The organism is Azospirillum isscasi (assembly GCF_030849505.1).
GTDB lineage: Bacteria > Pseudomonadota > Alphaproteobacteria > Azospirillales > Azospirillaceae > Azospirillum > Azospirillum isscasi.
Map to the genome: position 1 here is coordinate 1 of NZ_JAUJFI010000046.1, position 14,473 is coordinate 14,473.

Consider the following 14,473-nt stretch of genomic DNA (forward strand, 5'->3'; position numbering starts at 1 on the left):
GAAATGTCCTCGTTGGACTTGGACAGGGCCTCCTCGACCTGGGCAAGCTGGTTGGTCAGGACGTCGGCCTCCTCGGCTGCCCTTCACCATCTGCCACAGCGATTCCTCCAGCGCGGGTGCGGCGGGAGCGGCCCCCGGCGGGGCGATCTCCAGCGCCACCGTGCCGGTGGCCCGCCCGCCCTTGCCGTCCTCCGCGAGATAGGCGAAGGCTCCGGCGGGTCCGGCGGCCTCCTGCTCCGGATCGAAGGTCAGCCGGGCCAGCCCTTCGGGCGGCAGCCGGTCACCGGGACGGACCAGGGTCGCGCCGTCCCGCACCTTGCCGCGGTCGGGCACGGCGGTGACGGTGATGGTCAGGGCGTCGCCGTCGGGGTCCACGGGCGCCTCGATGGCCAGCGGGTTCGGCAGGGCACGGATGGTGCGCGCCCCGGCGACGACCGGCGCGCGGTTGCTCGGCTTGATGGTGATCGCCACCCCGCCCCGCACGACGCCGCCCCGCCCGTCCATGATCGCGAAGTCGAAGCGCCCGGCGTCCCCCACCACCGTGGCGTCCGGTTTGAAGCTGGTGGCGGCGAGTTGCTCCACGGTCAGGTAATCGCCGATCAGCACGACGCGGTCGCCGATGCGCACGCTGCCGCCGCGCGGCAGGCCGGCGATCTGGGCGAAGAGCTGGTCCTCGTCCGGGTCGGTCGGGCGCCCGATGCGCAGCGGCTCGGCGTCGGCGCGGTCGGACAGCTCCAGCGGGCGGAGTTCGCCCAGCACCGGCGGGCGGTTCGGCGGGCGCGGGTTGAAGTAGAAGGGTGCCGCCCCCAGCGAGCCGAAGATGTAGGGCTCCTGCCGCCCGTTGGTGGCCTGCCGCACGGTGTCGCGCACGTTGCGGAAGAACAGGCTCAGCTCCAGCCCCGGCGTCTGGAGATGCTGGAGCAGCGCGTCGGTGTAGGGGCTGTGGTCGCCCTGCCCGTCCTCGGCCAGCTGGTCGGCGCGGGTGGCCATGGCGACCAGCGTGTCGCTCGGCGTGTCGTCCACGCGGGCGAAGCCGTAATTGACCTGGATGCGGTTCTGCCCGGCCTGCTTCAGCCGGTCCACGAAGGGGTTGTTGCGGCAGGAATCGAGCATCAGGATGCCCAGCTTGCGGGCCTGCGACAGTTCGCCCAGCATGAGGTTCAGCGGCATCGCCTCGTAGACGAGGTCGCGTTCGCGCTCCAGCTTGGCGTCCGCCGGAACGATGTAGTTGTTGCCGCCCACCTGGATGCCGTGCCCGGCGTAGAAGATCACCGCCACGTCGGCCTGCGAGGCCCGGACGCCGAAATCGCGCAGCGCCCGCTCGAAGCCGCGGTTGTCCATGTCGAACTTCTCGTCCACCTCGAACTGGAGCTTGCGCAGGGCTTCGGCGATGGCCTTGGCGTCGTTGAGCGGATTCTGGAGTTCGGGGGCGAATTCATACTTGCCGATGCCGACGACCAGCGCGATGCGCTTTTCCACAGGCTGGGAGGGTTGGGGCGGCGGGGATTGGGCGCGGGCGTCCGGAGCCCCGGCGAGAAGACCCAGCAACAGCAGGACGAGGGCGATCGGCCAAAGGCCGCCGCCGAACCAGCGCCGCGTCAATGGTCCGTGGAACATCGGCCGGCTCCATGGTGGGAAAGCGGTTGCGCACCCCATACCCGGCACCCGTCGGCATAAAATTGCCAATCACCCGAGCTTAATATTGCGATTCCTGCGCACCAAGCGTTCATTCAGCCTAATCCCGAATACGGGACCAAATACGGGAAAGAACCGCTCATTCCCCGGCCTCCGCGGCGGGCCGCACCGCCGCATCCTCCTCCCGGTCGAGGACCAGCCAGGCGCGGACCGCCTTGCGCTTGCCCTTCAGCGCCATGTCGCCGACCGGCAGTCCGGCCACCTTGCCCGCCACCGCCGTCCAGGTCGGTTCCCCGATGACGATCCGGCAATGGGGGGAGGAGCGCATGTCCACCGTCTTGCCCAGCGCCTCCAGCCGCGCCGCGGTGTTGGCGGTGTCGCCCAGCAGCGAATATTCCATGTGCCGCAGCCCGCCCAGGCTGCCCGCCACCAGCGGCCCGGTGTGGATGCCCACGCGGATGCCGATGGGCGGCAACCCTTCCGCCTGCCAGCGGCGGTTCAGCTCCCGAAGCTCCCGGCCCATCTGGATGGCGCAGCGCACGGCGCGCTCCGCGTCGGCGTCGATTTCCGCCTGGGTGGTGCGGGCCACCGGGGCGCCGAAGACGGCCAGGATGGCGTCCCCGATGAAGCGCAGCACGATCCCGTCATGCGCCGCCACCACCCGCACCATCGCGTCGAGATAGCCCTCCAGCCACTGGATCAGCGGTTCCGGCTCCAGCGCCTCGCAGACGGTGGTGAAGCCCTCGATGTCGGAGAAGAAGACGGTGGCGGTCAGCTCCTGCGGACGGGGCCGCCCGCCGGCCAGGAAGGTCGCGCGCTCCCGCCAGATCTCCTCGGCGACGGGCTGGGAGACGTGGTTGGCGAACAGCTGCATCAGGCTGCGGCGGTCGGTGCGCTCCTTAAGCGACAGATGCGCGGTCATCGCGGCGATGCCGCCCATCCAGGCGGCGGACGGCGCCATCATCGCCACCAGCGGCCCGCCCTGGGCGAACAGCGCCAGCGCCGCGGCCCACAGCGCCAGCAGCCCCAGCAGGCTGGCCGACACCAGCAGCCAGACCGGCAGGCCGGCCACCGCCAGCCCCACCCCGGCGGCGCTCAACGCCAGGACCAGCGCGACGACCCCGCCAAAGGACAGGTCGCGGCTGGTCCGCCCGTCGAGGATCTGGGCCAGCGCGTGGGCCTGGATCTCCACACCCGGCGTGGACAGGCCGGCGACCGACAGCGGCGTGCGGTGCTGGTCCACCCCGACCAGGACGGTGCCGACCACGGCGATCCGCCCGGCCAGCCAGCCGCGCGGCAGCATCCCCACCATGTCCGCCGGATAGGTCGGGAAGGGCGGCGCGTCCGGCGACGGGCGGGCGTGCCAGTCGATGCGGAAGGGCTCCGCCGGAACGGCCACACCGGCGGTCTGGGCGAGCCGCGCCGGGAAGCTGGGCAGCCCGTCCGGCCCGCGCGGCACATGCCAGCGCACGGTGCCGTCGAGCCGGTCCTTGGCGAGGTTGGCGTGGCCGTGCGGAATGCCGTCGAGAAAGCGCCCGAGATAGCGGCGCTGTTCCTCCGTCAGCGGCGTGTCGCCCAGCGCCGTGATGGCGACCACCGGCACGCTGGCCCGCCGGATGCGCCGGCGCAGCCGCTCGTCGAGATCCGTCAGGGTCGGCTGGTCGAACAGGATGTCCAGCCCGATGGCCCGCACCCCCGCCGCCTCCAGCGTTCCCACCAGATCGGCGAGGAAGCCGCGGTCCACCGGCGAGCGGCAGGCCAGCGTGGCGAACAGATCCTCCCCCAGCGTGACCAGGACGATGCCGGAGTGCTGCGGGGCGGGCGGCGTGAAATAGGCGATGGCGAGATCGCGGAAGCTCTCGTCGGCGGAGCGCAGGGGCGGCACCAGCCGGGTCAGCCCCAGCGCCGCCGCCGACACGCCCGCCACCGCGGCCATTCCCACCAGCCACGGGGCCTTCGCCCACCCCGCTCTGCCCCCCGATGTCCCCAACGGCGGCGCCCTCACTCCACGCGCAGGATCACCTGCGCCATCACCAGTTCGGTCTGCTTCAGCGAGTTCAGCGTCCGCTCCAGCCGGGCCGCCGCCTCGTCGGTCAGGGGCCGGAAGGCGTCGCGCCGCCCCGGCAGGTCGGCGCCGAGATCGCGCCCGGCGGCGAAGCAGCGCACCTCCTGGTCGGCGGACAGGCTCCCCGCCCGCTCGGCGGCGCGCAGCGGCACCGGCATGCGGTCGCCGGCCAGCGTCAGGGTGTGGTGCCCCTCCACCAGCGAACTGGCGGACGGCCCCGGCGGATAGATCGGCGTCAACTGGCCGCGCGTGTTGCGCAGGTAGCAGTAGACATGGGCGTCGCGGTTCGTCTGGAGCACCAGCGTCACCGTCTCCCCGGACCGGTAGGTCGGGTAGAGGCCGCGGTCGGTGGCGAGATACAGGTTCAGCGGCGCCACGCTGTCCCGCACCGGGTCCAGCAGGGCCGCCGCCTGGGTGGCGCAGCCGGCGCCGGCCAGCCGGACGGCCAGCTCCGCGCCCTGCCCATCCGCACTGATCACGCGCAGCGTCAGGTTGTGGCGGACCCGCCCGTCCGGCCCGGCGACGGAGAAGGCGCCGCCGTCCGTCATCGGAAGCTCGCGCGGCCAGGGCACCGTCGCCCCCTTGTCCCAGCGCAGCGTGGCGGCGGCGGCGCGGCTCTCCTCGCGCAGCGTGGCCGGGACCAGCGCCGGGTCGGCGGGCTTGCGCACCAGCACCGTGCCGCCGGACTTCACGCATTGGATGCCGGCGCGGCCCGGATCGAGGGTGAAGACCTGCTCCTCCCCTTTTTGCAGGGGGCTGCCGACCGCGCGGGCGGCGCCGAGGTCGGTCTGGAAGAAGCGTTCGCCGCCGACGAGGCTGCCGACGCCGCTCCAGCCCGAGGCGTCGGGCATGCGGTCCAGCGGCCCGTCGAACGGTCCCTTCACCCGCAGCATGCGCCCGTTGGCGAACAGGAACATGGCGTTGGCGCCATCCGGCACGTTGACCGCAGCGCCATCGGGGACCAGTTGCCCCTGCGCGTAGCCGGGCGCAGTGGAGGCGACCACCACGGCCTGCTCCGCCGCGGCGCGGCTGGCCGTCAGGCCGGCGGTCCAGAACGCCGCCGCCCCGAAGGCCGCCAGGGTCAGGGCCGCGCCCACGAGTCCGCTCAGGGTCTTTTGTGCCATGCACGCCTCCACCGGCGGGGATCGGGGAATCATTGGCGTTTCCCGGACGCCTGTCCAGGCGGCGAAGGGGGAGGGACGGGGCTGCGGACCCGGCCCAAAGAAGGGCTGATGCCGTGATCGGACGGGCATGGTCGGACCTCCGAAATGATGCGCGCCGGCCTTTTTGCCGGCGTTCCGAGGCTAGGCGGCGGGCGGCTGTGACCGCTGTGAGACGCACCACAGAGGTGCGCAGGAGTCGGCCACCCTCCGACGTATTGTGTGTGGCGGGCGCCACAGCGCGGCCCGGTGCAGCCCCGTAGAGTGCCGGGCAGGACCGGCGCTCCGCGGGTCCGCCCCCATCGCCCGAGGAGACCGACCATGACCGCCCCCCGCTCCGCCGCCGCCGCCATCGACGCCGCCATCGACGGCTTCGACACCGGCTTCGCCCGCCACGGGATTCTGGAGGTCGCCTATCTGCGGTCGGTGCAGGTGGACGGGGTGCCGGTCTTCGCCGTGCACGCCGCGGACGGCACCCGCCTGTGGCTGGACACCGACCGCGCGGCGGCGGGCGCGGCGCTCCAGGAGCATGGGATGGAGTTGGTGAGTTTGCATTGAGGGAGTTGGGGGGCATTGCCCCCACCCTCCCCCCTTCGTAGGCCCTCTCCCTCCCCCGCTTCGCAGGGGAGGGACGAAAAATTCCCTCCCCTGCGAAGCGGGGGAGGGTCAGGGAGGGGGCGAGAACCGCCCCACTCCATTCACCCCTTCGGACTCAACAGGCACGACGTCCGGTTCCGCGTCACGATGGCCAGGCTGTTCTCCGGCTCGCCCGCGCGGCGGAAGCGCAGGGCGTTCAACTGGCTGGCGACGCTGAGCGACAGGACGTTCAAATCCGTCTCGTCGATGATCTTCTCGCCGTCCTGCCAGCACTGGATGCGCACGCGGCCCTGGGGAACCCCGACGTCGATTCCGCCGGCCTGGGGGCCGGACTCCGGCCCCTTCTTGCGAACCACCGTCGCGTCGGCGGCGCTCCCGAAGAGAGGGAGCGCCGCGATCGCCGCCAGGAGAAGAAGTTGCCGGACCATGGCGCGCCCTCCCGCCGTCACGTTCACTGGATGGGCCGGAACTCGACGCGCCGGTTGCGGCTGTCGGTCGGATCGGGGGTCAGGGGCTGGCTCTTGCCCAGACCGGCGATGGCGATGCGCTGCGGCTCGATGTGGTGGACGCGCACCAGATACTCGCCCACCGACACGGCCCGGCGTTCCGAGAGCGCGAGGTTGTACTGCTCGCCTCCCACCGCGTCCGTATGCCCCTCGATGACGAGGCGGAGTTGCGGGTCCTGCGCCATCAGCCCGCCCACCGCGTCGATGTAGGAATAGAACTCCCGCGGGACGTCGGAGGAGTTGAAGGCGAAGTTGATGCGGAAGCCGAAACCGTTGGCCGGGCGGGTCTCCGCCGGAGTCTCCGGCGCGGAGAGGGTGGCCGGCTGCACGCCGTTGGACCGGCGCGGCACCGCCGGGGGCGGAGCGGCGGGCGGTGCCGCGGCCTCCTGCACCGGGGCGCGCCTGGGCTTCGGCTGGGGCGCCGGTTCCGGCTGCGCCACGGGTGCGGGCGCCGTCTGGGGAACATAGCTCTGCTGGGGGCTCTGCTGGGGGCTCTGCTGGGGGCTCTGCTGCGGGCTCTGCTGCGGCGACGGTGCGCCGTAGTTCACGCTGTCGGTCGGGCGCGGGCGGTTGGCGCTGCTCATGCCGCCGCCGATGATCTCGATGCTGCGGGTGCGGATCTTCGGCTGTTCCGCACCGTCCGTGGGGGCACCGTCAACTGGGGCCGGGCCGGGCTTCACCGCCTCGCGCAGTTCGTCCACGGTCGGCGGACGCTCGAACATCATGACCCGGTTGCCGCCGGACCCTTCGACGGTCTGCGCCAGCGCCGGGCCGGCCACACAGGCCAGGACCAGGACGGGAAGCGCCACACCGCTCAGCAGTCGGGCGCTGGTCTTGGAGAACGGTCGCGGCATCGGTGGTCTCCCATGAAACGGCGTGCCATGAAACGGCGTGGTGTCTGCTGCCCCCTTCTCTATCCCAGACCCCGCCCCCGCGCTGTGAGGCGGCCCACAGTTCGTCCCCGTTACCGCTGCGCCGACACGGCGGGCAGCACCTGCACCGCCATCTGCCGGCTGCGGACGCTGGTGCCCTGGATGCTGCCGTAGGCGCCCACCACGTCGGCCAGCGTGGCGCCGGGGATGGGCTGGAGATCCTCGGTCTTGAAACGGTCGGCGATGCGGGTCCCGATCTCGTCGGGGGAAACGATGCAGGCGATGGTTTCGGAGGCGCCGGGACGGTCCATGCGCAGGTTGAAGGGCTTCTGCGATCCCGGCGGGACCTCCACCTGCTGGTTGGCCTGGAGGAAGCTGTCGGGCTGGAAGCGGTTGGGGAAGATGCGGGCCACCGACCCGGCGGCGTCCTGGTAGTAGCAATAGACGAAGCCGTTCGCCGTCGGCTGCACGCGGACCACCAGCGTCTCCCCGGCGCGGTAGCGCGGCTGCGGCCCGCGGTCGGAGCTGAGCACCAGATCGGGCGCCGCACCGGCGGGTGCGGGTGCGGCCCTCGGCAACCCCTCCCCGCCCGCGTTCGACACCGATTGCAGGCGCGGCGCCCCCGGCCCCTTGTCTGTCCCTCTTTGGCCGGAGGGCTGGGCCAGCATCCGCTGGTACAGGTCGAAGTCGATCCGCCCCGTTGCGATCAGGTCGTTGTCGGCCTGATAGCGGGAAATGGCGTCGCGGGTGCGCTCGTCGAGCTGGCCGCTGTCCGGCCCGTCGTAATAGCCCTCGGCCAGCAGCACGCGCTGGACGTAGGCGACGCGCTGCGACGGCGCCATGCCGTCGAACCAGTCCCGCGCCTGCCCGGCGAAGGCCGGGTTGGTCTGGTCGATGCCCAGGCACTGCCAGTAGGGGGTGCGGGTCATCTTGCCCAGCACCTCGATCGTGCTGAGTTCGATGAGCGTGCGCACCGCCTGGTGCAGCCCTTCGGACTTGTTGAGCGAGACGTTGAAGGACAGGCCGGCCTTGCCGATCACCGCCCCGGCGTCCGCCCCCTTGCCCGACGAGACGATGGCGAGCGAGTTGCTGGCCGACAGGCCGGGAATGATCTGGCGGGTCGCCAGTTCCCCGATGTTCAGGTCCACGGAGATGACCGACATCACCTGATCGGCGGAGATGCCCAGGTCGAAGGTGGGCAGGGAGATGCCGGCGCTGGCCGCCTCGCTCACCACATTGTCGTCGAGCTGGGTGATGGCGCCGCGGACATAGTAGGACGGGGCGCGGAAGTTCGGCTGCACCCCGATCATCCAGTAGAGCGCGTTCACGTCGTCCAGCGTCGGCTCGAAATCCACGAAGCGGAAGGCGTTCGACCGCTCCGACATGCGCGACACGGCGGTGATCAGCATCTCCTTGGTGCCGCCGGCCACCCGGCCCGTGGCGTCGGGGATGCCGTTGGAAGTGATGAAGATGTCGCGCTTGCCATGGTTCCACATCAGCGTGTCCATGCAGCGCAACGCCTCGCTGAAGTTGGACACGGTGCGCACGGGCGGCGTCTTCGGCTTCTGGACCAGGGTCGCCTGCTCGCCCGACGTCACGCAGGCCCCCAGAAGCAGGAGCGATGCGGCGGCGGCCATTCTTGCAAAACCGGTGCGCCGGACAAATCCCATGGCCTCACTCCCTGGACGTTCAACCGGAAAGGATCAGCGGGCCGACACGCGCGTGCCGTCGCCGCCCGCACGCACCGTGATGGTGATCTTCTTCGAGACGATCGGCGGGTCGTGCGGGATGTGCTCCGCATCGCCCATCAGAAGCTGGAGCGTGTGCCGGCCCGGCGGCAGCTCCAGATAGGTTTCCGTCTGGCCCTTGCCGAAATGTATGGAGTTGCGGTTGTTGGGGATCGGCTCGTCCATCGGCGGCAGCTCGGCGTCCACCAGCAGGTGATGGTGGCCGGTGTTGTCCTTGCGGACGCCCGCCGGCGCCACGCCGAAGTTGCGCAGCCCGAACCACACCTTGAAGCGGCCCTTCACCACCTCCCCGTCGTTGGGCCAGCCGATGTAGAGGTAGGCGTCCTTCGGCGCCGCCGTCCGCCCGGCCTGTGCCGCGTCGGGGGTGGAGGGCGTGCTCTCGTGCTCGTGCCCCGGGCTGGCCGGCTGGGGCGTGTTGGTGGTGTCGGACAGCGGCTTGTCGAGGGGATCGGCCTCCGGCGACGACTGCGCCGACGCCGGACCGGCGGCGAGCAGGGCGGCCAGAAGGATCGGCAAGGCGGCGGTGCGCATCATGATTTCCTCCCTGTCCCGCCTCGTTGGTTAAAGCGGATTGCGATCCGCTTTGGACCGCGACGGCGGTCCCGGTCGCCCATGCGACCGAAGCCGGCCGGCGAATGAAGCGATATGAGTCCAAAGCGAACGGACGTTCGCTTTAGGGCACGATGATGGTGACCTTCTGCGACATGATCGGCGGGTCGTGCGGCACATGGTCCGCGTCGCCCAGGATCATCTGAAGCGTGTGCCGGCCCGGCGGCAGTTCCAGCCGCACCTCCGTCTGGCCGCCGCCGAAATGCAGCGACTGCCGGGTGTTCGGAATGGGCTCGTCGTAGCTGGCGAGGTCGGAGTCCACCAGCAGGTGGTGGTGCCCGGTGTCTTCCTTGCGGATGCCCGCGGGGGCGATGCCCATGTTCTGCAAGCCCATGCGGACCCACAGCTTTCCGCCGGGAATGGTCGTCCCGTTGGACGGCCACATGATGTAGGCGCGCGCGCCTTCGGGGGCCTTCTCACGCCCGTTTGCGCTTTGACCATTCGTATTTTGGCCATTTGTGCTTTGGGCCGACGCGGCACCCGGCAACAGGAGCAGCGCGGCCGCCACGATCATGGCGGCATGGTGCATGGACTCCCCCTTCTCTTTCGGAATTTCAATCTTATGCTTGGTGAGCGCACAATGTTCGCGGTTTTTCGGCCCTCATCCTTTCTCTCCCGACCGTCCGGATATTAAGGACGGACGACGCCTTCCACTCATCCCACTTTGCGCGAAGCGGGGGGCGCGAAGCAGGGGACCGGTCCGCCTATGGCCATTTTGGGCTTGACGGTTGCGCCCCCGGTGCGAAGGTCACGGGGCAGGAGGTCGCCGGTCGCGCATGCCCGATTCATCCCGCCTCGCCCCGCTTCCCATCGGCCCCGCCGGAGCGCCGCCGCGCCTCAGCCTGCGCCATCTGCTGGCCCCGGCGGCCCTGACGCTGGGAGCCGCCGGGCTGGCGGGCCAGCGGCCCTGGCTGTCCGGCCACATCGCCCCCATCGCGGGCGTCATGGTGGCGGACGCGCTGGCGGCGGTGCTGGCCGCGGTGGCGTGGCTGGGTGCGGCGTGGCTGGGGTCGCGGGTCATCGACCTCGTGGTGGCGCGCAACGCCCGCGCCACGCCGATGCCGCGCCTGCTGACCGACCTCTTGCGCGCCTTCCTCTACGGGCTGGCGGTGCTGGGCATCCTGGCCTTCGTGCTGGGGCAGCCGGTGACCGGGCTGGTCGCCACCTCCGGCGTGGTCATCGCCGTCCTGGGCTTCGCGCTGCGCAACATGATCGCCGACATCTTCTCCGGCATCGCGCTCAACGTGGAGCATCCCTACCGCATCGGCGACTGGGTGGAACTGACCCCCGGCGTCACCGGACGGGTGGACGAGATCAACTGGCGGGCCACGCGGCTGGTCACTCTGGACGGCACGGCGCTGGTGGTGCCGAACGGTCTGGCCGCGGGCAACCGCATCACCAACTACAGCCAGCCCGGCGCCGGATTCCGCGCGGGCGTGCCGGTGACCCTGGACGCCGAGGTGCCGGTGGCCCGCGCCAAGCGGATCATCCTGTCGGCCATCGTCTGCTGCGACGGCGTGCCGGCGGAGCCGCGGCCCGACGTGGTGGTGGAGGCGATCACCCTGAACGGCGTCACCTATCAGGCGCGTTTCTGGGTGGCCGACTATTCCCGGCTGGCCGCCACCCGCGACGCCGTGGCCACCACCATCCTGGAGCATCTGGCCCGCGCCGGTCTGGAACCGGCCAGCCCCAAGCAGGAGATGCGCCGCCGCAGCAACCGCCCGCCGCCCTGCTCGGCCCTGGGGCTGGGGCGCGACCTGCTGTCCCATGTGGACCTGTTCGCCGCCTTCCGCCCGGAGGAACTCGACGAACTGGCGTCCGGCATGCACCTGCGTCACGTCGCCGCCGGGGAGGCGGTGGTGCGCCAGGACGAGACCGGCACCTCCCTGTTCCTGGTGGCGGAGGGGGCGCTGGACGTGCGCGGGGCCTTCGCCGGGCGGACGCTGCTGCTCGACCACATGGGGCCGGGCGACGTGTTCGGGGAGATGTCCCTGCTGACCGGCCAGCCGCGCAGCGCGTCGGTGATCGCCAACACCGACGCCGTGGTCTACGAGTTGGGCAAGGAGACGCTCGACCCCATCCTGCGCCGCCGTCCGGAGCTGGCCGCCCGGCTGGCCGACCTGATGGGGCTGCGCCAGCGCCGCAACGACGCCCACCGCCGCGCCAGCGCCCCCGCCGCCGTGGCGCCCGCGGCGACGGATCACGACCTGCTGGCCCGCCTGAAGACCTTCTTCAGCCTGTGATCACCCGTAGCCTGTGATCACCCGTTCAGCGGGGAGAAGGGCATGCCCGCCTGCTCCATCGCCTTTTCGATCACCTCCGCCGAGGTCTGGTCGAACAGTTGCAGCAGCAGGTCGTCGACCTCCCGGTCCTGGCTGTTGCCGCAGGTGTCGAACAGGGTGGCGATGGCCTCCGTCTGGAAGCGCTCGCGCCCCGCGTCCCCGCCCCGGTATTCCAGCGCCTTCGCCACCGCGATGGCGACGCGGAAGGGCTTCAGCAGGGTGAAGGACAGGCCCGCCTTGGCGAACAGCCCCTTCAGCGCGTGCGGCCCGCTGTCCCAGGCGAGTTGCCGGGCGTTCTCCAGGCGCAGGCTGGCGCGCACCGCGATGCCGGCGTCGAACAGCGCGATCTCCCCGGCGCAGAGGGCGCGGAACAGCAGCGGCGCCGTCAGCCGCCCGCGGATCAGCAGGTGACGGGCCAGAAGCTCCACATCCGCCTCCCGCGGGGTCAGCGGTTTCAGAAGGAGCAGGGTCGCCGCCTCGCGCGCTCGCTCCACCAGGATGCCGATCAGGCGGGGGTTCAGCCGGTGGCTGCGGATCAGCCGGTTCCGGATCTCCTCCGACACGAAGAGGATCAGCTTCTCCACCACCGCCGCCGACAGGTCGGGCCGCGCCGCCATGGCCTCGTTCACCGTGGCGACGCCGCCCCAGCGGTCCAGCACGCCGTGCAGGGACGGCTCCGGGATGACCGCGCCGCGGTTGCGCAGAAGCTCGGTGATGACGATGACGTTGCCGTTGCGCACCAGCGCGTCGGACACCGCGGGCGGGACGGTCCGGCGCCCGGCGATGGCGAGTTCCTTGGCCGGGCGCCGTTCGCGCAGGATGTCCAGAAGCAGCCCCTCGCCAAGCTTTTCCGCGTGGCGCAGGATGGGGAAGGCCACCCGGTCCACGTCGCGGGCCAGCTTTTCCGCCAGTTGCTCCGTCAGCAGGGAGGAGTTGTGGATCTGCCACGCCACCGCCTCGCGCACGGCGGTCACCGCGTCGGCGGCGAAGCGTTGCAGGATGTCCATGGCCAGCGCCCGTTCCGCGTCGGCCAGTTCGCCCGCTTCCAGGTCGCGCACCAGATGGGTCATGGTGTCGATGCGCGCCTGGGCGTCGGGCGCGGCCAGCAGGCGTTCGACATCCTTCTGGCTGAGGGACCGCTTCGGCATGCGCTGTGTCTTCCGGAATGACCGCTCGGGATCAGAACTCCGGCGTATCGTAGCGGATCAGATCGCTCCACGCCCGTTCCAAACGGCGCAACGTGCGGTAGGTCGTCTCCAGATCCGCCGCCTCCTCGTCGGAACGGATCAGCGCCTCGCTCCGGACGGCCTCCAGCCCGCGCAGCGCCTCGCACAGCTTCAGCCCGCGCTCGGACAGCCGCAGCCGCGCCGTGCGCCGGTCGCGCTGCGAGGCGGAACGGTCCACATAGCCGGCCTCCACCAGATGCTTCAGGTTGTAGGAGGCGTTGGAACCGAGATAGTAGCCGCGCTCCAGCAGGTCGCGCACCGACAGCTCCTCGCCGCCGATGTTGATGAGCATCAGGGCCTGTCCGGGGCTGAGGTCGTCGATCCCGATGCGCGCCAGCTCCATGCGCAGCACGTCCAGGAAACGCCGGGTCATGCTCTCGATGATGCGGCCAAGGTCGGTGTAGACGGCAGGCAGGGATGCGCCGGACGGAGGCGCGTTTCCCGGCACGGCTGGCGTCGGCTGCTGCTTGGCGGTGGCGCTCATCGCGATACTCCCGCTTTGAAATGAACCTTCATGGTATGGCGTCGTTCCAATTCCGAACGGTGGACGGTTCATCCGTCCTTCTGCCCCGAGAATGATAAGATTTTAGTTTAATTTGTCGAAACATTGTTGAGACATGGCGGCCCTGCGCGCCGGAACCGCCCCATCGGGCTCCTGTTGCTCCCCCTGTTCCCGCAACGGAAGGAGCCCGACGATGCCCCACCCCGCACGCCGCCCCGACGCCGCACCGTCTTCCCATGGGCCGGTTTCTCATAGGAGGGTCCGCTGATGCGCGGCGGGTTGGCGCTCGCCGCCGGCTTGCTGGCCGGCCTGTGGCTGGACACCAACCGGCGCACCAACCGGTCGGAACGCGAACACCCGCCGACCGGTCATTTCATGGACGCCGGCGGCACGCGCCTGCATTATCTCGACCGCGGGCCGAAGGACGGCGCGGCGCGCCCCGTGGTGTTCGTGCACGGCAACGGCACCACCGCCGACGACTGGGCGCTGAGCCTGCTGGACGAGGCGTCCCGGCGCTGGCGCTGCGTCTGCTTCGACCGGCCCGGCCACGGCTACAGCGAGGCCACGCCGCGGCGCGAGGCCGGCCCCTCCGCCCAGGCCGCGCTGATGCGCGCCGCCGCCCGGAAGCTGGGGCTGGAGCGTCCCATTGTGGTCGGCCATTCGCTGGGCGGAGCGGTGGCGCTCGCCTGGGCGCTGGATTTCCCGCGGGAGATCGGGGGGCTGGTCATCCTGTCGGCCTTCACCCACCCGCAACCGCGGCCCGACTTCATCCCGTTCATGGGGCCGGCCATCCCCGCCGCCGGACCGCTGCTCAGCCACACTGTGCTCCCGCCGATGGACCGGCTGATCCTGCCGGCGCTGATGCGCCGCGTCTTCGCGCCGAATCCGGTGCCGCCCAGCTACGACCGGCTGCCCCCGGACCTTCTGCTGCGCCCGGTGCAACTGGAGGCGGCCGCTGAACAACTGGCCGCTCTGATCCCCGAGGTGACGGCGATGGCCCCCCGCTACCCCGGGATCCGCTGCCCGACCACCATCGTCGCCGGACGGGAGGACCGCATCGTCGATCCCCACGCCCACGCGGTGCGCCTGCACAAGGCGATCGGCGGATCGACCCTGCATCTTCTGGCCGAAACCGGCCATATGCCGCACCACGCCCGTCCGGACGCGGTGCTGGCCGCCATTGACCGGGTGGAACGCGCCATCGCCGCCGAGCCGGCCTGCGCGGTTTCATGAGTCGGCCTTCCTGATTCGGCGACCAGGAATTGCGACTC

13 protein-coding genes are annotated in these 14,473 nt (G+C 71.1%); 3 read left to right on the top strand and 10 right to left on the bottom strand.

Annotated elements, in window-relative coordinates; genetic code table 11:
* The 3 genes from QSG27_RS11645 to QSG27_RS11655 all read right to left on the bottom strand — a co-directional run.
* Window positions 1–1,617, bottom strand: a 1,617-nt coding sequence (locus QSG27_RS11645) for a caspase family protein (protein ID WP_306706237.1), incomplete at its 3' end; no start/stop codon positions are given.
* Between the two features lie 157 nt (window positions 1,618–1,774).
* Window positions 1,775–3,571: an adenylate/guanylate cyclase domain-containing protein gene (locus tag QSG27_RS11650; protein ID WP_306706239.1), complete on the bottom strand. Its 1,797-nt coding sequence runs from the start codon at window positions 3,569–3,571 to the stop codon at window positions 1,775–1,777.
* A 65-nt stretch (window positions 3,572–3,636) separates the two neighbouring features.
* Entirely contained in the window at window positions 3,637–4,824 is a 1,188-nt protein-coding gene (locus QSG27_RS11655) for a DUF4384 domain-containing protein (protein ID WP_306706242.1), read from the bottom strand.
* Window positions 4,825–5,181: 357 nt separating this feature from the next.
* Between QSG27_RS11655 and QSG27_RS11660 the strand changes: the two genes are divergently transcribed.
* Window positions 5,182–5,418 carry a DUF1150 family protein gene (locus QSG27_RS11660; RefSeq protein ID WP_306706244.1) on the top strand — a complete coding sequence of 79 codons (237 nt, stop codon included), beginning with the start codon at window positions 5,182–5,184 and terminating at the stop codon, window positions 5,416–5,418.
* A gap of 140 nt (window positions 5,419–5,558) precedes the next feature.
* Here QSG27_RS11660 and QSG27_RS11665 read toward each other — a convergent pair whose 3' ends face one another.
* The 5 genes from QSG27_RS11665 to QSG27_RS11685 form a co-directional block, all read right to left on the bottom strand.
* On the bottom strand, window positions 5,559–5,885 hold the full coding sequence (locus QSG27_RS11665; RefSeq protein WP_306706246.1) for a hypothetical protein: 327 nt from the start codon (window positions 5,883–5,885) through the stop codon (window positions 5,559–5,561).
* Window positions 5,886–5,908: 23 nt separating this feature from the next.
* A complete protein-coding gene (locus QSG27_RS11670) occupies window positions 5,909–6,817 on the bottom strand; it encodes an OmpA family protein (protein ID WP_306706247.1) in 909 nt (302 codons plus the stop codon).
* 110 nt (window positions 6,818–6,927) lie between these two features.
* The gene (locus QSG27_RS11675; protein WP_306706249.1) at window positions 6,928–8,472 is read right to left on the bottom strand and encodes a DUF4384 domain-containing protein; all 1,545 of its coding nucleotides are present in this window, start codon (window positions 8,470–8,472) and stop codon (window positions 6,928–6,930) included.
* A gap of 66 nt (window positions 8,473–8,538) precedes the next feature.
* The gene (locus QSG27_RS11680; RefSeq protein WP_306706251.1) at window positions 8,539–9,117 is read right to left on the bottom strand and encodes a DUF4399 domain-containing protein; all 579 of its coding nucleotides are present in this window, start codon (window positions 9,115–9,117) and stop codon (window positions 8,539–8,541) included.
* A gap of 139 nt (window positions 9,118–9,256) precedes the next feature.
* On the bottom strand, window positions 9,257–9,721 hold the full coding sequence (locus QSG27_RS11685; RefSeq protein ID WP_306706253.1) for a DUF4399 domain-containing protein: 465 nt from the start codon (window positions 9,719–9,721) through the stop codon (window positions 9,257–9,259).
* A gap of 247 nt (window positions 9,722–9,968) precedes the next feature.
* On the opposite strand from QSG27_RS11685, the gene QSG27_RS11690 reads away from it, so the two are divergent.
* Window positions 9,969–11,435, top strand: coding sequence for a mechanosensitive ion channel family protein (locus QSG27_RS11690; RefSeq protein ID WP_306706256.1), 1,467 nt, complete (start codon window positions 9,969–9,971; stop codon window positions 11,433–11,435).
* 17 nt (window positions 11,436–11,452) lie between these two features.
* Here the strand turns inward: QSG27_RS11690 and QSG27_RS11695 are convergent, their stop codons facing one another.
* Both QSG27_RS11695 and QSG27_RS11700 read right to left on the bottom strand, forming a co-directional pair.
* The gene (locus QSG27_RS11695) at window positions 11,453–12,622 is read right to left on the bottom strand and encodes a DUF2336 domain-containing protein (protein WP_306706258.1); all 1,170 of its coding nucleotides are present in this window, start codon (window positions 12,620–12,622) and stop codon (window positions 11,453–11,455) included.
* 31 nt (window positions 12,623–12,653) lie between these two features.
* Entirely contained in the window at window positions 12,654–13,184 is a 531-nt protein-coding gene (locus QSG27_RS11700; RefSeq protein ID WP_306706260.1) for a MarR family winged helix-turn-helix transcriptional regulator, read from the bottom strand.
* 285 nt (window positions 13,185–13,469) lie between these two features.
* On the opposite strand from QSG27_RS11700, the gene QSG27_RS11705 reads away from it, so the two are divergent.
* Window positions 13,470–14,435: an alpha/beta fold hydrolase gene (locus QSG27_RS11705; protein WP_306706262.1), complete on the top strand. Its 966-nt coding sequence runs from the start codon at window positions 13,470–13,472 to the stop codon at window positions 14,433–14,435.
* Window positions 14,436–14,473 lie beyond the last annotated feature (38 nt).

Coding starts and splice junctions, on each gene's coding strand:
- QSG27_RS11650 (WP_306706239.1), bottom strand. CDS start 3,571: ATGGCCGCGGTGGCGGGCGTGTCGGCGGCGGCGCTGGGGCTGACCCGG.
- QSG27_RS11655 (WP_306706242.1), bottom strand. CDS start 4,824: ATGGCACAAAAGACCCTGAGCGGACTCGTGGGCGCGGCCCTGACCCTG.
- QSG27_RS11660 (WP_306706244.1), top strand. CDS start 5,182: ATGACCGCCCCCCGCTCCGCCGCCGCCGCCATCGACGCCGCCATCGAC.
- QSG27_RS11665 (WP_306706246.1), bottom strand. CDS start 5,885: ATGGTCCGGCAACTTCTTCTCCTGGCGGCGATCGCGGCGCTCCCTCTC.
- QSG27_RS11670 (WP_306706247.1), bottom strand. CDS start 6,817: ATGCCGCGACCGTTCTCCAAGACCAGCGCCCGACTGCTGAGCGGTGTG.
- QSG27_RS11675 (WP_306706249.1), bottom strand. CDS start 8,472: ATGGCCGCCGCCGCATCGCTCCTGCTTCTGGGGGCCTGCGTGACGTCG.
- QSG27_RS11680 (WP_306706251.1), bottom strand. CDS start 9,117: ATGATGCGCACCGCCGCCTTGCCGATCCTTCTGGCCGCCCTGCTCGCC.
- QSG27_RS11685 (WP_306706253.1), bottom strand. CDS start 9,721: ATGCACCATGCCGCCATGATCGTGGCGGCCGCGCTGCTCCTGTTGCCG.
- QSG27_RS11690 (WP_306706256.1), top strand. CDS start 9,969: ATGCCCGATTCATCCCGCCTCGCCCCGCTTCCCATCGGCCCCGCCGGA.
- QSG27_RS11695 (WP_306706258.1), bottom strand. CDS start 12,622: ATGCCGAAGCGGTCCCTCAGCCAGAAGGATGTCGAACGCCTGCTGGCC.
- QSG27_RS11700 (WP_306706260.1), bottom strand. CDS start 13,184: ATGAGCGCCACCGCCAAGCAGCAGCCGACGCCAGCCGTGCCGGGAAAC.
- QSG27_RS11705 (WP_306706262.1), top strand. CDS start 13,470: ATGCGCGGCGGGTTGGCGCTCGCCGCCGGCTTGCTGGCCGGCCTGTGG.